Source organism: Lysobacter firmicutimachus (assembly GCF_037027445.1).
Lineage (GTDB): Bacteria > Pseudomonadota > Gammaproteobacteria > Xanthomonadales > Xanthomonadaceae > Lysobacter > Lysobacter firmicutimachus.
In genome coordinates, this window is record NZ_JBANDL010000002.1 from 2,556,686 (window position 1) to 2,578,331 (window position 21,646).

General features: G+C 70.2%; 3 protein-coding genes (1 of these 3 only partly in view). All 3 read left to right on the top strand.

Annotated elements, in window-relative coordinates; all coding sequences use genetic code 11:
- Tightly spaced (each overlapping or abutting the next), the 3 genes in view from V2J18_RS11340 to V2J18_RS11350 form a layout consistent with a single transcriptional unit that may run on beyond the window.
- Nucleotides 1-16,122 (top strand): amino acid adenylation domain-containing protein, encoded by a 16,122-nt coding sequence (locus V2J18_RS11340; protein ID WP_336131825.1) that lies wholly within the window; start codon nt 1-3, stop codon nt 16,120-16,122.
- Nucleotides 16,119-19,637 carry a non-ribosomal peptide synthetase gene (locus V2J18_RS11345; protein ID WP_336131826.1) on the top strand — a complete coding sequence of 1,173 codons (3,519 nt, stop codon included), beginning with the start codon at nt 16,119-16,121 and terminating at the stop codon, nt 19,635-19,637. Before V2J18_RS11340 ends, V2J18_RS11345 begins: the two co-directional genes overlap by 4 nt.
- Nucleotides 19,634-21,646 carry the 5' portion of an amino acid adenylation domain-containing protein gene (locus tag V2J18_RS11350; RefSeq protein WP_336131827.1) on the top strand. It continues 6,267 nt past the right edge of the window, so the window shows 2,013 of its 8,280 coding nt (coding positions 1-2,013); the start codon lies at nt 19,634-19,636; the stop codon falls past the right edge of the window. The genes V2J18_RS11345 and V2J18_RS11350 overlap by 4 nt, the downstream gene beginning before the upstream one ends.

Consider the following 21,646-nt stretch of genomic DNA (forward strand, 5'->3'; position numbering starts at 1 on the left):
ATGAGCAGCGAAGCACTCCATCCTTTGAGCTCTCCCCAGCAGGCCGTGTGGCTGGACCAGTCGTTGGCGCCGGACTTGCCTTGCTACAACATCGGCATCGCGGTGCTGTTCGAAGGGGCCGTGGACCCGGACCGCTTCGAAGCCGCGATGCGCTACGTCGCGCAGCGCCATTCGGCCTTGCGGATCGTGCTCGAACGCAGCCGCGACGGCGCCCGGCAGCGCTTCGCCGATATCGTGGGGACCGGTTTGCAGCGCATCGACCTCCGCGGTCGGGAGGACGCCGAGGAGCGCGCCTGGGACCGCATGCGCGAGGCTTTCGACCAGCCTTTTGCCTTGTACGGTCAGCCGCTATGGCGCATGCAGTGGCTGCAGGTGGCGCCGGAGCGCGCCTACTGGCTGCTGTGCTTCCACCATCTGATCGCCGACGGCTGGACCGTGTCTTTGATCGGCCAGGCGGTGAGCGAGGCCTATAACCGGCTCGAACGCGGCGAGGCCTTGGCGGCTGCAGAGGAGGGGGGCGACGAGGCGGGTCGGGAAGCCGACTATCGCGATTTCATCGCCCGCGACACCGAGTATCTGGCCTCGCCGCGGCACGCCAAGGACCGCGAGTTCTGGACCCAGCGCTATGCGAAGCTGCCCGACCCGCTGTTCGAGCAGGCGCCGGGCCGGCGCGGCCGTTTCGATCGGCGATTCGGCCAGGCGGTCTGGCAACTGGAGCGCGCCCACTATCGGCGACTGAGCGAAGTCGCCGCAGCCCAGGGCGGGTCCAGCACGCACTTCATCGCCGCCGCGTTGGCGGTGTATTTCGCCCGTCTCGCCGGGCGCGAGGACGAGGTGGTGATCGGCATGCCGGTGCACAACCGCACCGGCGCCGCGCAGCGGCGCACAGTCGGCATGTTCGCCGCGGCGATTCCGGTCGGCATTGCGGTCGATGCGCGGTCCCCGTTCGCCGCGGTGCTGGCGCAGGCCGCGGCGGAAATGAAGCGCTGCTACCGGCACCAGCGCTACCCGCTGGCCGATTTGCATCGCGAATTGCTCACCGGGGTCGGCGACCGTCGCGGCCTGTTCGACCTGACGTTGTCGATGGAGGGCTTCCAAGGCGACCTGGGCATGGCCGGCGTCGCCACTTCGGCGCATCCCCTGCACAACGGCTATGAGCGCCAGCCCCTGGCGGTGTATGTGCGCGACTACGAGCAACAGCGCCCGGTCCGGATCGAATTCAACTACGACCCCGACGTGTTCGGCGAGCAGGACATGGCCGCGCACCTGCGCCGGCTCGAACGATTGCTTCTGGCCGCGATCGAAGCGCCGGACACCCCGGTGGGCGATCTGCCGCTGATGGACGAGACCGAGCGCACCCTGGTCCTGCATCGGTTCAATGAGCCGCAGTCGGACACCGGCGCGCCGCAATTGATGCATCGGCTGTTCGAACGCCATGCGCGCGATACGCCCGATGCGGTCGCGGTGCAGTACCAGGACCAGGCGTTGAGCTATGGCGAGCTCAATCGGCGGGCCAACCGTCTGGCGCATCACTTGCGCGAACTCGGCGTCGGGCCGGACGCGCTGGTCGCGATCGGCCTGGCCCGCGGCCTGGACCTGGTGGTGGCGATCCTGGCCACGCTCAAAGCGGGCGGCGCTTACGTGCCGCTGGACCCGGCCTATCCCGACGAGCGTCTGCTGCACATGCTGCGCGACAGCGCGCCGGCGGTGCTGATCGGCGACGACGACATGCTGCAGCGCCTGCAGCCGGCCGCCGAATATCGTGCGCTGCGGATGGACCCGGCGCAGGCCGAGCGGCCCTGGGCGCAGGCGAGCGCCGAAGATCCGACGATCGCAGGGCTGACGCCTGCACATCTGGCGTATGTGATCTACACCTCGGGCTCGACCGGCCTGCCCAAGGGCGTGATGGTCGAACACGCCCAGGTCAGCCGCTTGTTCGCCGCGACGCAGGCCGATTTCGGCTTCGGCCGCGACGATGTCTGGACCCTGTTCCATTCATTCGCCTTCGACTTCTCGGTATGGGAGTTGTGGGGCGCCCTGATCCACGGCGGGCGTCTGATCGTGGTGCCGCATGCGATCAGCCGGGCGCCGGCCGAGTTCCATCGCCTGGTCTGCGAGCAGGGCGTGACCGTGCTCAACCAGACCCCGAGCGCTTTCCGCCAGTTCATCGCCGCCGGTCAAGCCGAACCGCGCCCGCATGCGTTGCGCTACGTGATCTTCGGCGGCGAAGCGCTGGAAATGGCCAGCCTCAAGCCGTGGTACGCGCAGGCGCACAACCGCGCCGCGCGCCTGGTCAATATGTACGGCATTACCGAGACCACGGTGCACGTGACCTATCGGGCGCTGCAGCCGGCCGATGCGGAGCGCCCCGGCGCCAGTCCGATCGGCGCGCGCATCGGCGATCTGAGCCTGTACGTGCTCGACCCGCAGGGGCGGCCGTTGCCGGTGGGCTGCACCGGCGAAATGTACGTCGGCGGCGCCGGCGTGGCGCGCGGCTACCTGCGGCGCCCGGAGCTGGATGCGCAGCGGTTCCTTCCCGACCCGTTCAGCGGCGTGCCCGGGGCGCGCATGTACCGCACCGGCGATCTCGGCCGCTACTTGGCCGACGGCACGCTGGAGTACTTCGGCCGCAACGATCAGCAGGTCAAGATCCGCGGATTCCGCATCGAGCTGGGCGAGATCGAGGCGCAGTTGGCCCGCATCCACGGCGTCGGCGAAGCGATCGTCGTCGCGCGCGAGGATGTGCCGGGCGACCAGCGCCTGGTGGCCTATCTGGTCGCCGACGACGCCGCGCCGCTGCCCGAGCCGGCGCGGCTGCGCGAGTCTTTGCGCGAGCGCTTGCCCGACTACATGCTGCCGGCGGCGTACGTGCGCCTGCCGGCGCTGCCGCTGACCGCGAACGGCAAGCTGGACCGCAAGGCGCTGCCGGCGCCGGACGATCTGGCCTATCGCCAGCGCGCCTACGAGGCGCCGCGCGGAGCGGTCGAACAGACGCTGGCGCGGATCTGGGCCGAATCGCTCGGGGTCGATCAGGTCGGCCGCAGCGACAACTTCTTCGAACTCGGCGGCCATTCGATTCTCGCCGTGCAACTGGCCGAGCGGCTGCGCCAGGAAGGGCTGCCGGTGACCATCCGCGATCTGTTCGCCGCGCCGAGCCTGAGTGCGCTGGCCGCATGCGCCGAGCAAGGGCAGGATGATGCGGTCGCGATACCGGCCAATGCCATCGCCGGTGGCTGCGAACGCATCGTGCCCGAGATGCTGCCGCTGGTTCGCCTGGACCAGCCGCAGATCGAGCGGATCGCCGCCGCCGTGCCCGGCGGCATGGCCAATATCCAAGACATCTACCCGTTGGCGCCGTTGCAGGAGGGCATCCTGTTCCACCACCTGCTGCAGCCCGAAAGCGACGCCTACCTGCTGCCGGCGCTGCTGCGTTTCGACGACCGCGCCCGCCTGGACCGCTTCCTCGCCGCCCTGCAGCAGGTGATCGCGCGCCACGACATCCTGCGCACTGCCGTGCATTGGGAAGGCCTGGACGAGCCGGTGCAGGTGGTCTGGCGCCGCGCCGAACTGCGCGTGCAAGAACTCGATCTGGACCCAACCCGCGGCGACGTGCGGGCGCAACTGCAGGCACGGGCCGATGCGCGCCGCACCCGGCTGGACCTCCGCCGCGCACCGATGCTGCAGGCTTATGCGGCGTTCGATCCTGTCGGCGGGCACTGGCTGCTGCAATTGCTGCACCACCACCTGACCGTGGATCACGCCACGACCGAACTGGTGCTGCACGAGGTGGCGGCGTTGCTGCAAGGACGCGGCGACGAACTGGCGGCGCCGGTGCCGTTCCGCGACTTCGTGGCGCGCGCGCGCCAGGATGCGGGGCAGGCCGAGCACGAGGCGTATTTCCGCGCCATGCTCGGCGACCTGGACGAGCCGACCGCGCCATTCGGCTTGGTGGACGTGCAGGGCGACGGCTCGCGGATCGAGCAGGCCCGGCACGACTTGCCCGCGGAATTGTCCGAGCGGCTGCGCCGCCTGGCCCGCGCCCACGGCGTCGGTGCGGCCAGCCTGTTCCATCTGGCCTGGGCGCAGGTGCTGGGGCTGTGCAGCGGCCGCGACGACGTGGTGTTCGGCACCGTGTTGTTCGGTCGCATGCACGGCGGCCCCGGCATCGATCGCGCCATGGGCATGTTCATCAACACCTTGCCGGTGCGCATCGCCCTGAGCGGACGCAGTGCGGCGCAGGGACTGCGCGAGACCCACGAACGCCTCACCGGCCTGCTGCGCCACGAGCAGGCGTCGTTGACCCTGGCCCAACGCTGCAGCGGTCTCGGCGCGAACGTGCCGATGTTCTCCGCCTTGCTCAACTACCGCCACAGCCGCGCCGAAACCTTCGGCGAAAGCCGAATCGCCGAGGGCATCGAGTTCCTCGGCGGGCGCGATCTGACCAACTATCCGTTCTGCCTGTACGTCGACGATCTCGGCCGCGACTTCGTCCTCACCGCAGAAGTCGAACGCAGCGTCGACGCGCAACGCATCTGCGGCTTCGTCGAGCAGGCCTTGCAGGCGCTGGTCGACGCATTGGAGCGCGAACCGCAGCGACCGCTCGATCGCCTGGAGCGGCTGCCGGCGCAGGAACGCGAACAGGTGTTGCAGGCCTTCAACGCCACCGACACCGAGTATCCGCGCGGCCTGCTGCTGCATCAGCTGTTCGAGCGTCAGGCGGCGCAACGCCCCGATGCGATCGCGCTGGCGTTCGAAGACCGGCGCCTGAGCTATGCCGAGCTCAATGCGCGCGCCAACCGATGGGCGCGCCGCCTGCGCCTGCTCGGCGTCGGCCCGGATGCGCGGGTCGGCGTGTGCCTGCAGCGCAGCGAGCATCTGGTGATCGCGTTGCTGGCCACGCTCAAGGCCGGCGGCGCCTACCTGCCGCTGGATCCGGCATTGCCGTCCGAGCGCTTGCAGCAGTTGCTCGAGGAGGCCGCGCCGGTCGCGGTTCTGACCGAATCGGCGCTGGAATCGCGACTGCCGGCGACGTCGTTGCCGGTGGTGGCGCTGGATCGCGACACCACCGCCTCGGTATTGGCCGGGCACGACCTGGACCCGGCCGAGGTCGGCCTGGGCGAACGCCACCTGGCCTATGTGATCTACACCTCCGGTTCGACCGGCCGGCCGAAGGGGGTGATGAACGAGCACCGCGGCATCGTCAATCGACTGCACTGGGGGCAGCAGACTTACGCCTTGACCGAGCAGGACGTAGTGCTGCAGAAGACGCCGTTCGGCTTCGACGTGTCGGTGTGGGAGTTCTTCTGGCCGCTGATGGCCGGTGCGCAACTGGTGCTGGCGCGCCCGGAAGGGCACAAGGACCCCGCCTATCTGGGCGAGCTGATCCGCAGCGCCGGGGTCACCACCCTGCATTTCGTGCCGTCGATGCTGCAGCTGTTCCTGGCCCGGCCTGATGCGGTCGCCGGTTGCGCCAGCCTGCGCCGGGTGATCTGCAGCGGCGAGGCCTTGCCGGCGGCGCTGGCAAGGCAGTGCCGCGAGCGCCTGCCGCAGGCGCGGCTGTACAACTTGTACGGCCCGACCGAAGCGGCGGTGGAGGTCAGTGCCTGGACGTGCAGCGCGGCCGACGAGACGGTCGTGCCGATCGGCCGGCCGGTCGCGAACACGCGGCTCTACCTGCTCGACGCCGCGTTGCGTCCGGTGCCGGTGGGGGTGGCCGGGGAGCTGTACATCAGCGGCGTGCAGGTGGCGCGCGGCTACCTCAACCGGCCGGACCTGACCGCCGAACGCTTCATCGCCGACCCGTTCGACCCCAGCGGTGCCGGGCGCCTGTACAAGACCGGCGATCTCGGCCGTTGGCGCGCGGACGGCGCGATCGAGTACCTGGGCCGCAACGACTTCCAGGTCAAGCTGCGCGGCCAGCGTATCGAGTTGGGCGAGATCGAAGCGCAGCTGATGCGCCTGGACGGCGTGGGCGAGGCGGTGGTGACCGCACGCGAGGACGGTGCGGGCGAACCCCGCTTGGTCGCCTACTGGATCGGCGAACCCGGCGCAGCGCGGTTGGACGCCACGCAACTGCGCGAGCGACTGAGCCGGCGCCTGCCGGACTACATGCTGCCGGCGGCTTACGTCGCCCTGGACGCCTGGCCGCTGACTACGAGCGGCAAACTCGACCGCAATGCGCTGCCGGCGCCGGATGGCGGGGCGCTCGGTCGTCGCGCCTATGCGGAACCGCAGGGCGAGGTCGAACAGGCCCTGGCCGCGATCTGGTCGCAATTGCTCGGCGTCGAGCGGATCGGCCGCGACGACGATTTCTTCGCGCTCGGCGGACATTCGCTGCTGGCGATTCGCCTGCTCGAACAATTGCGCCGGCACGGCTGGTCCAGCGACATCCGTTCGCTGTTCGCTCATCCGACCTTGGCCGGGTTGGCCGCGGCGGTGCAGGGCGGCGCGGACGAGGCGACGACGGTGACAGTGCCGCCGAACCGGATTCCGCCCGGTTGCGAGACGATCGAGCCGGCCATGTTGCCGCTGGTCGCGCTCGACGATGCGGCGATCGAGCGCATCGTACGCACCACGCCGGGCGGCGCGGGCAATATCCAGGACATCTATCCGTTGGCGCCGCTGCAGCAGGGCATCTTGTTCCATCACCTGCTGCAGCGCGAACGCGACACTTATGTCCTGCCGACCCTGCTCGAATTCGACGATCGCGGCCGCCTTGACCGTTTCGTCGCCGCCTTGCAGCGGGTGCTCGCGCGGCACGACATCCTGCGCACCGCGGTGCATTGGGAGGGGTTGCCCGAGCCGGTGCAAGTGGTGTGGCGCCGCGCCGTGCTGGATCTTCGCACGCTGGAATTGCCGCCGGGGCCGCAGTCGGCCGAGCAGCGGCTGCGCGAGCATCCCCAGGTGCGTGGAGCGCGTATCGACGTGCGCCGCGCGCCGATGATGCACGCGCATGCCGCCCGCGCCGACCGCGGCGAGCGCTGGCTTCTGCTGCTGAGCTATCACCACCTGGTGATGGACCACAACACCCTGGAGCAACTGGTCGAAGAAATCGCCGCCATCGAGCGCGGCGACGAAGCCGAACTGCCGCCGTCGGCGCCGTTCCGCGACTTCGTCGCCCAGGCACGGCTCGGCATCGGCGAAGCCGAGCACGAAGCCTATTTCCGCGCCATGCTCGGCGACCTGGACGAACCGACCGCGCCGTTCGGATTGCTCGACGTGCAGGGCGACGGCTCGAAGATCGAACAGGTCCAGCGCGCCGTGTCCGGCGAACTGGCGGCGCGCCTGCGTCGGCAGGCGACGGCGCACGGGGTCGGCCCGGCCAGCCTGTTCCACCTGGCCTGGGCGCAGGTGCTCGGCCAGTGCAGCGGGCGCGACGATGTGGTGTTCGGCACGGTGCTGTTCGGACGCATGCACGGCGGCGGCGCCGACCGGGCGATCGGCATGTTCATCAACACGCTGCCGCTGCGCTTGCGGCTCGCCGGCCGCAACGTGCGCCAGGCCGTGCGCGAGACCCACGAGCGATTGAGCGGCCTGTTGCGCCACGAGCACGCCTCGTTGGCCCTGGCCCAGCGCTGCAGCGCAATGGAAGCGCATACGCCGCTGTTCTCGGCGCTGCTCAATTACCGCCATAGCGAAGTCGGCAGCGCCGCGCTGACCCGGGTGCTCGATGGAGTGCGCCTGCTGGATGTGAACGACCGCACCAACTATCCGTTCAGTCTGCACGTCGACGACACCGGGCGCGGATTCGAACTGACCGTGCAGGTCGATGCCGCGGTCTCGGCCGAGCGCGTCGCCGGCTTCGTCGAACAGGCGCTGGCCGGCTTGGCGGAAGCGCTGGAACGCACGCCCGATGCGCCGCTGAGCGCGCTGGATGCACTGCCGGCCGCGGAGCGGCGGCGCGTGCTCTACGACTGCAACGACACTCGCCGCGACTACGCCGCGCCGGCGCTGGTCCACGAGGCCTTCGAACAGCAGGCGGCAGCGCATCCGGAACGGGTCGCGCTGGAGCTGGACGGCGCGCAGCTGAGCTATCGCGCGCTCAACGAACAGGCCAATCGCCTGGCGCGGCACCTGCGTGGACTCGGCGTGGGGCCCGATCGATGCGTGGCGATCTGCGTCGAACGCAGCCTGTCGATGGTGGTCGCGATCCTCGCCACGCTGAAGGCCGGCGGCGCCTACGTGCCGCTGGACCCGGCCCATCCGGACGGACGGCTGGCGCAGATGCTGCGCGACAGCCGCCCGGCGGCGCTGCTGACGCAGCATCGTCTGCTGCCGCGGTTGCTGCCGGACCAAGCCGCGCTGGTGTTGCTCGACGACGCGATGCTGGCCTGGGCCAAGGCTTCGGCCGCCAACGTGCACGGCGGCGAGCTGGGCCTCAAGCCCGAGCACTTGGCCTACGTGATCTACACCTCGGGTTCCACCGGGGAGCCCAAGGGCGTGGCCATGCCGCATCGCGGCCTGGTCAACCTGCTGGCCTGGCAGCGCGAGCAATTGCCAGAGCCTGCGCGCACCCTGCAATTCGCCGCGCTGGGTTTCGATGTCGCCTTCCAGGAGATCTTCAGCACCCTCGGCAGCGGCGGCACCCTGGTGCTGCTGCACGAGGAACTGCGTCAGGACTTGCCGGCGCTGGCCGAATGGGTGGCGCAGGAGTCGATCGAGCGCCTGTTCTTGCCGTACATCGCGCTCAACCGCCTGAGCGAACTGTGGGCGCAGCGCGCCGAGCCGCTGCCGATGCTGCAGGACCTGATCACTGCCGGCGAGCAATTGCGCATCACCCCGGCGATCCGGCGTCTGTTCGTCCGCCAGCCGCAGGCGCGCCTGCACAACCACTACGGCCCGACCGAGAGCCATGTCGTCACCGCGCACACGCTGAGCGGCCCGGCCGAGCACTGGGAAGACTTGCCGCCGATCGGCAAACCGATCGGCAATAGCCGCGTTTATCTGCTCGATGCGCACGCTAGGCCGGTGCCGGTCGGCGTCGCCGGCGAGTTGTACCTGGGCGGCGTGCAGATCGCTCGCGGCTATCTGCAGCGGCCGGCGTTGAGCGCGCAGCGCTTCCTGGCCGACCCGTTCGACCGCCGCGGCGGCGGACGCATGTACAAGACCGGCGACCTGGGCCGCTGGCGCGAGGACGGCAGCATCGAATACCTCGGCCGCAACGACTTCCAGGTCAAGGTGCGCGGCTACCGCATCGAACTGGGCGAGATCGAGGCGCGACTGATCGGCATCGACGGCGTTCGCGAAGCCGTCGTGCTCGCCCGCGACGAGCGGGCAGGCGAAACCCAGTTGGTCGCCTACCTGATCGCCGAGCCCGCTGCAGCGAAACCGGACCCGGCGCAGTTGCGCGCGCAATTGAGCCAGGGCCTGCCGGACTACATGCTGCCGACGGCCTACGTGACTCTGGACGCCTGGCCGCTGACGCCGAACGGCAAGCTCGACCGCAAGGCCTTGCCGGCGCCCGACAGCGAGGACTACGGCCGCCGCGCCTATGTCGAACCGCAGGGCGAGTGGGAGCGGGCGCTGGCCGCGATCTGGTCGCAACTGCTCGGCGTCGATCGGGTCGGACGCGACGACGACTTCTTCGAACTCGGCGGACACTCGCTGCTGGCGGTGCAACTGATCTCGCAAGTGCGCGAGCGCTTCGACGCCGAACTGGCGTTGTCGACCCTGTTCGTCCAGCCGCGCCTAGCGGAACTGGCCGCCACGGTGGCCGCGGCCGCGAGCGTCGCGCCGGACGTCCAGCCTCTGGGCAGCCGGATTCCGACCGCCGACCGCTCGCAGCCCTTGCCCCTGTCGCCTGCGCAACAACGGCTGTGGTTCATCGCCGGCGTCGATCCGCAGGCCAGCGTCGCTTACCACATCCCCGGGGCGTTGCGCCTGCGCGGCGCGCTCGATCGTCAAGCCTTGCGCAGCGCTTTGGACGGCGTGGTCGAGCGTCACGAATCGCTGCGCACGCGTTTCGTCGCCGTCGACGGTCAGCCCTGGCAGGTGATCGATCCGCCGCGCGGCTTCGAGTTGACCGAGCAGGATGCCAGCGGCCTCAGCCCGGCACAGATCGAGACGCTGTGCCGCGAGGCCGCGGCGCAGGCCTTCGATCTCGCGTCCGGCCCGCCGATCCGCGGCCGCCTGCTGCGCGTCGCCGCCGACGAGCACGTGCTGCTGGTGGTGATGCACCACATCGTTTCCGACGGCTGGTCGCTGAGCGTGCTGATGCGCGAAGTCGCGCAGGCTTACAGCGCCCGGCGCGAGGGCCGGGCGACGATTGCGCAGGCGCTGCCCGTGCATTACCCCGACTACGCGGTCTGGCTGCAGCAACGGCTGGCCGAGCCGCAGGCACAGGAACAACTGCAGGCCTGGGTCGAGCACTTGCGCGGCGCGCCGGCCTTGGTCGCGCTGCCGACCGATCGGCCGCGACCGCCGTTGCAGGATTACCGCGGCGCCAGCCTCGAGGTCGGCCTGGACCCGGCGGCGAGCGAAGCCTTGCGCAACCTGGCCCAGCGCCACGGCGCGACCCCTTACATGGTGGCTTTGGCGGCCTGGGCGGCGGTGGTCGCGCGGTACAGCGGCCAGCGCCGGGTGGTGATCGGCAGCGCGCACGCCGGCCGCGACCGGGTCGAGATCGAGCCGCTGATCGGCTTCTTCGTCAACATCCAGGCGATCCAGGTGGATCTGGATGCGGCGGCGAGCGCGGCCGAACTGCTTGCGCAGGTCCGGCACGCCGCATTGCAGGCGCAGGAGCGCCAGCAGGTGCCGTTCGAGCGGCTGGTCGAGGCCTTGAATCCGCCGCGTTCGATGGCGCATGCGCCCGTGTTCCAGGTGATGCTGACTTGGCTCAACACTCCGGAGGTGAAGCTGGAGCTGGCCGGCCTGGAGGTGGAGCGGGTCGAGAGTCTGCCGGCCAGCGCGCAGTTCGACCTGGCCCTGGACCTGCAGGACGAAGACGAGCGCGTGATTGGCAAGTTCAACTACGCCACCGCGTTGTACGACGAGGCGACGGTGCGCGGGCTGTGGGACAGCCTGGCGGCGATGCTGCGCGGCATGGCCGCCGACGATCGCCAACCGGTCGAACGGATCGACCTGCTCGACGGGCCGCACTGCCGGCGCCTGCTGCACGAGTTCGCCGACGGCGGCACAGCGCTGCCGGCGCATCCGTTCGTACAGGCCGCGTTCGAACGCCAGGCCGCGCAGCGGCCGGACGCGGTCGCGCTGGAGCACGACGGCGAATCCTGGACCTATGCCGAACTGGATCGGCGCGCCAATCGGCTGGCGCATTACCTGCGCGGACTGGGCCTGCGCGCCGACGATCGGGTCGCGCTGTGCCTGCAGCGCGGGCCGGAGCTGATCGTGGCGGTGCTGGCCACGCTCAAGGCCGGCGCCGCCTACGTGCCGTTGGACCCGGCCCACCCGGATCAGCGCCTGGCCTGGTTGTTGCAGGATTGCGCGCCGGCGGCGCTGCTGACCCAGACCGCCTTGCGCGAACGTCTGCAGGCGCCGGCAGGCTGCAGCGCGATCGCGCTCGACGCGACCGCCTGGGAGCACGCGCCGTGGGCCGCCGCACCGGCGCATGCGCCGGACCTGCGTGCCTGGGCCGGCGACGGCTCGCACCTGGCCTACGTGATCTACACCTCCGGCTCGACCGGTACGCCCAAGGGCGTGATGGTCGAACACCGCCAGCTTTCGCATCAGATCGCGGCGCTGCAAGCGCTGTACGGATTCTCGCCCGAAGATCGCGTGCTGCAGTTCTCGGGCCTCAGTTTCGACGTCGCCGGCGAGGAGATCTTCGGCGCGCTCAGCCACGGCGCGACGCTGGTGCTGCGCACCGACGACTGGTTGGCCGAGCCGCAGCGTTGGTGCGAGTTGTGCGACCGGCACCGCCTGACCATCGCCAATCTGCCGACTCTGTTCTGGCAGCGCCTGGCGCAGACGCCCACGGCGGCGCTGCCGGCCCGGTTGCGTCAGATCGTGATCGGCGGCGATGCGGTCGGTGCGGCCGCACTTCAGGCCTGGTGGCGTCGCGACGGCCATCGTCCGGCGCTGGCCAACGCCTACGGCCCCACCGAGACCACGATCAACGCCAGCGTGGCGCGTTGCCGTGCCGACGATGCGCCGGCCAGCATCGGCCGGCCGGTCGCCAATGCGCGGATCTACGTGCTCGATGCGCAGGGCCGGCCGCTGCCGGTCGGCGCCATCGGCGAAATCTGGATCGGCGGCGCCGGCGTGGCGCGTGGCTACCTGCATCGCCCGGAGCTGACTGCGCAACGGTTCGCCGCCGACCCCTTCGCGCCGGCCGATGCCCAGGCGCCGCGCATGTACCGCAGCGGCGACCTCGGCCGCTGGCGCCACGACGGTACGCTCGAGTTCCTCGGCCGCGACGACCAGCAGGTCAAGTTGCGCGGGTTCCGCATCGAGCTGGGCGAGATCGAAGCCGAGCTGTTGCGCCTGGACGGAATCTCCGAGGCGGCGGTGGCGGTCGGGACGGGGCAGGGCGAGGACCGCCGCCTGCTGGCCTACGTGGTCGGAGGCGAGGCACATACCGATCCGGCGGCGCTGCGCGCGCGTCTGGCCGAGCGCCTGCCGGATTACATGCTGCCCGCGGCCTTCGTGCGCCTGCAGGCGCTGCCGCTCAACGCCAACGGCAAACTCGATCGGGCCGCGCTGCCGTCCCCGGACGACGCGGCCTACGCGCAGGCCGCATTCGATCCGCCTCAGGGCGAGCATGAAATGGCCCTGGCACGGTTGTGGTCGGAACTGCTCGGCGTCGCCACGATCGGCCGCGGCGACGGCTTTTTCGAACTCGGCGGCCACTCGCTGCTGGCCGTGCGGATGATCTCGCAACTGCGCCAGCGCCTGGGCGTGGAACTGGCGCTGAGCTCGGTGTTCCTCCGGCCGCGCCTGGCCGACCTGGCGGCGGAGCTGGCGAGCGCCGTCCCCGGAGCGGTCGCCCCCATTCCATTGGCCGACCGCAGCCTGCCGTTGCCGTTGCCGTTGTCGCATTCGCAGCAACGGCTGTGGTACGTGACCCGGATCGACGCCCAGGCCGGCGCCGCCTACCACCTGCCGGGCGCCTTGCGCCTGCGCGGCGAACTCGACCGCGCCGCGTTGCAGGCGGCGCTGGACCGTATCGTCGCGCGTCACGAATCGCTGCGTGCGCGCTTCTTCGCCATCGACGGCCAGCCGCGGCAGCGGATCGAGCCGCCAGCGCCCGTCGCGATCGGCTACCGCGTCCTCGAACCCTCCGACGAAGCCGGTCTGCAAGAATTGTGCCGCGCCGAAGCCGCGGCACCGTTCGATCTGGAGCGCGAACCGCCGCTGCGCGTGCAGTTGCTGCGCTTGGCGCAGGACGATCATGTGCTGCTGCTGACGTTGCATCACATCGCTGCCGACGGCTGGTCCTTGAGCGTGCTGGCCCATGAGTTCTCGACTCTGTACCGAGCGTTCCGTTCCGGTACCGCCGACCCACTGCCGGCCTTGCCGGTGCAGTACGCCGATTACGCGGCCTGGCAGCGGCAGCGTGCGCAAGGGGCGCAATGGCAGGCTCAATTGCAGTACTGGGCGGATCGGCTGCGCGATGCGCCGCCGTTGATCGGATTGGCCACCGACCGGCCGCGTCCGGCCAGCCAGGATTACCTGGGCGCCAGCTTCGACGTCGCCCTCGACCCCGCGCTCAGCGCCGACTTGTCGGCCCTGGCGCAGCGCCACGGCGCGACTTTGTACATGGTCGTGCTGGCGGCCTGGGCGGCGGTGCTGGGACGGCTGAGCGGCCAGTCGCAGGTCGTGCTGGGCAGTTCGCTGGCGGGGCGGGACCGCGCCGAGTTCGAACCGCTGATCGGTTTCTTCGTCAACGCCCAAGCGCTGCGCTTCGAGCTGGACCCAGGTCTCGACGTCGCCGCATTGTTGGCGCAGGCGCGCGAGGTGGCGCTCCAGGCGCAGCAGCACCGCGAGGTGCCGTTCGAACAAGTGGTCGAAGCGGTCAATCCGCCGCGTTCGCATGCCTATAACCCGATCTACCAAGTTCGCCTGGCGTGGCAGAACACGCCGCCGACACGGTTGATCGCGGATGGGTTGGCCTTGGACACGCTGGCCTCGCAGGCCGGTCACGCCCAGTTCGACCTGTCGCTCGACCTGGAGCCGACTGGGGCGGGCATCGTCGGCCGGTTCAATTACGCCACCGCCTTGTACGACGAGGCGACGGTACGTCGGCACTGGAATGCACTGGCGGCGATGCTGCGTGGCATGGTCGCCGACGAAACGGCGCCGGTGGCGCGGATCGGCCTGCTCGACGCCGAGCAACGCGAGCGGGTCGTGCATGGCTTCAACGCCTCCGGCACGACCGACAACGAGGACCTGCTGCACCGCCTGTTCGAACGCCAGGCTGCGGCGCAGCCGGCGACGCCGGCCTTGGTCTATGACGGGCAAGCGCTGAGCTACGCCGAACTCAACGCACGGGCCAACCGCATCGCCCACCATTTGCGCAGCCTGGGCTTGCGCCCGGACGACCGCGTCGCGCTGTGCCTGGAGCGCAGCCTCGAGCTGGGCGTAGCTTGGTGGGGCACGCTCAAGGCCGGCGGCGCCTGCGTGCCGCTGGACCCGGTGCATCCCGACGAACGCCTGGCGCACATGCTGGCCGATAGCGCGCCGATCGCGGTGCTGACCCAGTCGCATCTGCGTTCGCGCCTGCAGGTGCCGGCCGGCTGCACGGTGCTGTCGCTCGACGAGGCGCCGGAATCGGCCCCCTGGGCGCAGGCTTCGGCGCAAGATCCCGACCCGGACGAAATCGGCCTGGCGCCGTCGCATCTGGCTTACGTGATCTACACCTCCGGCTCGACCGGCTTGCCCAAGGGGGTGATGGTCGAGCATCGCAACGTGCTCAACTTCCTGCTCGGCATGGAACAGCGCATCCATGGCCCGGCGCCGGATTGCCGGCGCATCGCCTGGAATTCCTCGTTCGGTTTCGACATGGCGGCCAAGGCCTGGGGCCAGCTGTGCTTCGGCCGCAGCGTGCATCTGCTGAGCGAACGCACCCGCTTGGATGCCGAGGCCTTGCTCGACTACATCGAGCGCCATGCGATCGAGGCCATGGAGTGCACGCCTTCGCATTTGCGCATGCTGCAAGCGGCCGGTTTGCTGCGCGGTCGCGGCGCCGGCATGCGCAAACTGCTGCTGGGCGGCGAGGCGCTGGATCTTGCGGCCTGGAAGACGCTGACCGAGGCCGACGCCGTGGTGTTCCACAATATGTACGGCCCGACCGAGTGCAGTGTCGACGCCACCTGCGGGCCGGTCGCCGGGGCGGCGCCGCAGATCGGTCGTCCCATGCCCGGCGCCCGGGTGTACGTGCTCGATGAGCACGGCGAGCCGGTGCCGATCGGCGTGCCCGGCGAGATTTTCATCGGCGGCGCCGGCGTGGCCCGCGGCTACCTGCACCGCCCCGGGCTGAGCGCCGAACGCTTCGTTCGCGACCCGTTCGCCCGTGGGGCCGACGCGCGCATGTACCGGACCGGCGACCTCGGTCGCTGGCGCGACGACGGCACGATCGAGTATCTGGGGCGCAACGATTTCCAGCTCAAGATCCGCGGCTACCGCATCGAGCTGGGCGAAATCGAAGCGCGGCTGGCCGGGCTGGAGGGTGTGCGCGAAGCGGTGGTGGTCGCACACGCGGACCGCCCGGGCGATCCGCGCCTGATCGCCTACCTGCTGTGCGAACCCGGTGCGCAGCCGGACCCGGCCGGACTGCGCGAGCGGCTCGGCGCGCAGCTGCCGGACTACATGCTGCCGGCGGCCTACGTCGTCCTGGATGCCTGGCCGCTCAACGCCAACGGCAAGCTGGACCGCAAGGCGTTGCCGCCGCCGGACGACGACGGCGTGGCGCACCGGACCTACGCCGCCCCCGCAAACGACATGGAGCGCCGCCTGGCGGCGATCTGGGCCGGCCTGCTCGGGGTCGAACGAGTCGGTCGCGACGACAACTTCTTCGAGCTCGGCGGGCATTCGGCCCTGGCGATCCAGCTGATCCATCTGATGAGCGAACAGCAACTGCAGGTCGACGTGCAGATGGTGTTCAACGCGCCGACCCTGGCCGACCTCGCCGCCGCCACGGCGCAATGGGAGGAAATCGAGCTATGAACGCTTCCGAGCTGATGGCGACGCTGCAAGCGCGCGGGCTTTCGTTGCGCCTGGACGGCGAACGGCTGCGCCTGCTCGGCGACCCGCAAGCGCTGGCCGAGTCCGCGCTGGTGGAGGCCCTGCGCGAGCGCAAGTCCGAGCTGATCGCCCTGCTGCGCGAACGCGGTGCGGTTGCGGGGGGCGATTACCGCATCGACGAAGGCGCGACCGCGATCAGTCCGCAGATGCTGCCGTTGGCCGGACTCGACCAGGCCGCGATCGACCGGCTGCTGGCGCAGGTGCCGGGCGGCGCCGGCAACGTGCAGGACGTTTACCCGCTGGCGCCGTTGCAAGAAGGCATCCTGTTCCATCACCGGCTGCACGGCGAAGGCGAGGGCGATGCCTACGTCATGCCGACCCGGCTGCGCTTCGACAGCCGCGAGCGCCTGGATCGTTTCGTCGATGCCTTGCAGGAAGTGATCGCGCGCCACGATACCCTGCGCACTTCGGTGCATTGGGAAGGCCTGGAGCAACCGGTGCAGGTGGTGCATCGACGCGCCGAGCTCAAGATCGAGACGTCGATCGCGGCGGCGGGCGTCAGCGCGGCCGAGCACCTGCAGACGCAGGCCGACCCGCGCCGATTCCGGCTCGATGTGCGCCGCGCGCCGATGCTAAGCGGGCACGCGGTGCAGGATCCGGACGACGGCCGCTGGCTGTTGCAGCTGCTGCATCATCACCTGATCCTGGACCACACCGCGTCCGAACTGTTGGTGCAGGAGGTGATGCTGATCCTGCAGGGGCGGCGTTCGCAGTTGCCGGCACCGGTGCCGTTCCGCCGCTTCGTCGCCCAGGCCCGGCTAGGCATGGGGCAGCCCGAGCACGAGGCCTATTTCCGCCGCGAACTCGGCGACGTCGACGAAACCACTGTGGCGTTCGGGCTGCGCGACGTGCAGGGCGACGGCAGCGGCGTGATCCAGGCCCGTACCGGACTCGACCCCGGCCTCGCCCGGCGCCTGCGCGAACAGGCCCGCGCCCACGGCGTCGGTGCGGCCAGCCTGTTCCATCTGGCCTGGGCGCAGGTGCTGGGGCTGTGCAGCGGCCGCGACGACGTGGTGTTCGGCACCGTGTTGTTCGGCCGGTTGCAGGCCGGTGCCGATGCGGCGCGGGCCATGGGAATGTTTCTCAACACTTTGCCGTTGCGGGTGAGGATCGACGGCAGGCCGGTCGAGACCGCTTTGCGCGCGGTGCACGCCTCCCTGGCCGAGCTGCTGCGCCACGAGCACGCCTCGCTGAGCTTGGCCCAGCGCTGCAGCGGCCTACCGGCCGATGCGCCCTTGTTCGCCAGCCTGCTCAACTACCGCTATAGCCAACGCGACGGCACGATCCCGGCCCTGCAAGGCGTCGAGTCGCTGGGCGGCCACGACCGCACCAATTACCCGTTCGTCCTGCATGTCGACGATTACGGCGACGGCTTCGGGCTCACCGCAGAAGTCGAACGCAGCGTCGACGCGCAACGCATCTGCGGCTTCGTCGAGCAGGCCTTGCAGGCGCTGGTCGACGCATTGGAGCGCGAACCGCAGCGACCGCTCGATCGCCTGGAGCGGCTGCCGGCGCAGGAACGCGAACAGGTGTTGCAGGCCTTCAACGCCACCGACACCGAGTATCCGCGCGGCCTGCTGCTGCATCAGCTGTTCGAGCGCCAGGCGGCGCAACGCCCCGATGCGATCGCGCTGGCGTTCGAAGGCCGGCGCCTGAGCTATGCCGAGCTCAATGCGCGCGCCAACCGATGGGCGCGCCGCCTGCGCCTGCTCGGCGTCGGCCCGGATGCGCGGGTCGGCGTGTGCCTGCAGCGCAGCGAGCATCTGGTGATCGCGTTGCTGGCCACGCTCAAGGCCGGCGGCGCCTACCTGCCGCTGGACCCGGCATTGCCGTCCGAGCGCTTGCAGCAGTTGCTCGATGAGGCCGCGCCGGTCGCGGTTCTGACCGAATCGGCGCTGGAATCGCGACTGCCGGCGACGTCGTTGCCGGTGGTGGCGCTGGATCGCGACACCACCGCCTCGGTGTTGGCCGGGCACGACCTGGACCCGGCCGAGGTCGGCCTGGGCGAACGCCACCTGGCCTATGTGATTTACACCTCCGGTTCGACCGGCCGGCCGAAGGGGGTGATGAACGAGCACCGCGGCATCGTCAATCGATTGCACTGGATGCAGCAGGCCTACGCCCTGACCGAGCAGGACGTAGTGCTGCAGAAGACGCCGTTCGGCTTCGACGTGTCGGTGTGGGAGTTCTTCTGGCCGCTGATGGCCGGTGCGCAGTTGGTGCTGGCGCGCCCGGAAGGGCACAAGGACCCCGCCTATCTGGGCGAGCTGATCCGCAGCGCCGGAGTCACCACCCTGCATTTCGTGCCGTCGATGCTGCAGTTGTTCCTGGCCCGGCTCGACGCGGTCGCCGGTTGCGCCAGCCTGCGCCGGGTGATCTGCAGCGGCGAGGCCTTGCCGGCGGCGCTGGCAAGGCAGTGCCGCGAGCGCCTGCCGCAGGCGCGGCTGTACAACTTGTACGGCCCGACCGAAGCGGCGGTGGACGTCACCGCGTGGACTTGCAGTGCGGCCGACGAGACGGTCGTGCCGATCGGCCGGCCGATCGCGAACACGCGGCTCTACCTGCTCGACGCCGCGTTGCGTCCGGTACCGGTGGGGGTGGCCGGGGAGCTGTACATCGGCGGCGTGCAGGTGGCGCGCGGCTACCTCAACCGGCCGGACCTGACCGCCGAACGCTTCATCGCCGACCCGTTCGACCCCAGCGGTGCCGGGCGCCTGTACAAGACCGGCGATCTCGGCCGTTGGCGCGCGGACGGCGCGATCGAGTACCTGGGCCGCAACGACTTCCAGGTCAAGCTGCGCGGCCAGCGTATCGAGTTGGGCGAGATCGAAGCGCAATTGTGCGCTCTCGACGACATCGCCGATGCGGCGGTGCTGGCACGCGAAGACCTTCACGGCGCGTTGGCCCTGGTCGCCTACGTGGTGCCGGCCGCCGGCACCGATGCGCCGGTCCCGGCCGCGCTGCGTGAGCGGCTGGGCCGGCGCCTGCCGGACTACATGCTGCCGACCGCCTATGTCGCGCTGGCGGCGTTGCCCCTGAGCGGCAACGGCAAGCTCGACCGCAAGGCGCTGCCGGCGCCCGATCAGGCCGCGTTCGGGCACTGCGAATACGCACCGCCGCAGGGCGAGGTCGAGCAAGCCCTGGCTGCGATCTGGTCGCAACTGCTCGGCGTCGAGCGGGTCGGCCGTCACGACAGCTTCTTCGCGCTGGGCGGCCATTCGCTGCTGGCGGTGCAGTTGCTCGAACACCTGCGCCGCCGCGACTGGACGATCGACGTGCGCGCGGTGTTCGCTCAACCCGAACTGGCGGCGATGGCCGCGGCCGTGCGTGGCATCGTCGCGCCGGGACAGGGCGAGGTCGCCGTGCCGCGCAACGCCATTCCGGAGCGATTCGACGAGTCGCCCAATGAACACGAAATCGAGGAGTTCAGACTGTGAACGCGGAAGTCTCGAGCATGCAGGCCCTGGACGCGCAGGCGTTGATCGGCCTGCTCGAACAGCAGCAAGTGCGGGTGCGGGTGGAGCAGGGCGAGCTGGTGGTGAAGGCGCCGCGCGGAGTCTTGACTCCCGGCGTCATGGCCTCGTTGAAGCTGCACAAGCAGGCCCTGCTGCAATGGGCCGCGGCCAACGGTGAGCGCGCCGCGCCGCCGGCCCCGGCGCCGCAGATCACCCCGCAGATGTTGCCGTTGGTGCGGCTGGAACAGTCGCAGATCGATCGCATCGTCGCGGCGACGCCGGGCGGTGCGGGCAACATCCAGGACATCTATCCGCTGGCGCCGCTACAGGAGGGGATTTTGTTCCATCACCTGCTGCAACAGCAGGGCGATGCCTATCTGACCCGCGTGCTGATGAGCTTCGACAGCCGCGAGCTGCTCGACCGCTTCGTCGCCGCGATGGACGAAACCATCGCGCGCCAGGACGTGCTGCGCACCGCCGTGCAGTGGGACGGCCTGGCCGAGCCGGTGCAGGTGGTGTGGCGGCGTGCGCGGCTGGACGTGGAGGTGCTGAACTTCACCGGCGACGTGCGGGAGCAGTTGCAGGCTTACGCCGATCCGGCCCGCTACCGCCTCGACGTGCGCCGTGCGCCGATGATGCGCGGCTTCGCCGCGTACGACGCGCAGGGCGAACGTTGGCTGCTGCAATTGCTCTACCACCATCTGGTCATGGATCACGTCACCTTGGAACTGCTGACGCAAGAAGTCGGCTTGATCCTGCGTGACCGCCGCGGGCAACTGCCCGAGCCGGTGCCGTTCCGGAATTTCGTCGCCCAGGCGCGGCTGAGCGCACGCGAGGGCGAGCACGAGCGTCATTTCCGCGCCGAACTGGGCGATGTCGATCAACCGACCGCTCCGTTCGATCTGCTCGACGTGCAGGGCAACGGCGCCCATGCGGTACAGGCCCGACTGCGTCTGGACCCGGCCTTGAGCGCCGAGCTGCGCCGGGTCGCGCGCGCCCGCGGGGTCAGTCCGGCCAGCGTGTTCCATCTGGCCTGGGCGCAGGTGCTGTCGCGTTGCAGCGGCCGCGACGATGTGGTGTTCGGCACCGTGCTGTTCGGCCGCCTGCAGGGCGGTGCCGGTGCCGACCGGGCAATGGGCATGTTCATCAACACCTTGCCGCTGCGCGTGCGCCTCAGCGGGCGCAGCGCCGGGCAGGCGCTGGCCGATACCGCCGCCGGCCTGGCCGAACTGCTGCGCCACGAACACGCGCCGCTGACTTTGGCCCAGCGCTGCAGCGGCGTCCCCGCCAACACGCCGCTGTTCTCGGCGTTGCTCAACTATCGCCATAGCCACGACGATGCCGAGGCCGCCGCGGACGAGGGCATCGCCGGCATCCATCACCTCGACAGCCGCGACCGGACCAATTACCCGTTCGTATTGCACGTCGACGACTACGGCGACGGCTTCGGCATCACCGCCGAGATCGTCGACAGCGTCGAAGCCGCGCGGATCGCTGGATGGGTGCGCGAGACCCTGGAGCAACTGGTCGCAGCGCTGGCGCGGGCGCCCGACACGCCCGTGCAGGCGCTGGAGGTGCTGCCGGCGCAGGAGCGCGAACAGGTGCTGCATGGCTTCAATCACCGCCGTCGCGACTACGCCGCGCACGGCGAGCTCGTGCATGCGCTGTTCGAGCGCCAGGCCGCCGCGACCCCGGACGCGATCGCGCTGGAGTTCGGGCCGGAGCGGTTGAGCTACGCGGAACTGGACGCGCAGGCCAACCGCCTCGCCCGGCATCTTCGTTCGCTCGGCATAGGCCCCGACCAGCGCGTCGCGGTTTGCCTGGAACGCGGCCCGGCGATGGTGATCGCCATCCTCGCCACGCTGAAGGCGGGCGGCGCCTACGTGCCGCTGGACCCGACCTATCCGGACGAACGCCTGGGGCATCTGCTGCGCGACAGTGCGCCGCGCGCCGTACTCACCCAGCAACGGTTGCGGCATCGCCTGCAGGTC

Coding starts and splice junctions, on each gene's coding strand:
- V2J18_RS11340 (WP_336131825.1), top strand. CDS start 1: ATGAGCAGCGAAGCACTCCATCCTTTGAGCTCTCCCCAGCAGGCCGTG.
- V2J18_RS11345 (WP_336131826.1), top strand. CDS start 16,119: ATGAACGCTTCCGAGCTGATGGCGACGCTGCAAGCGCGCGGGCTTTCG.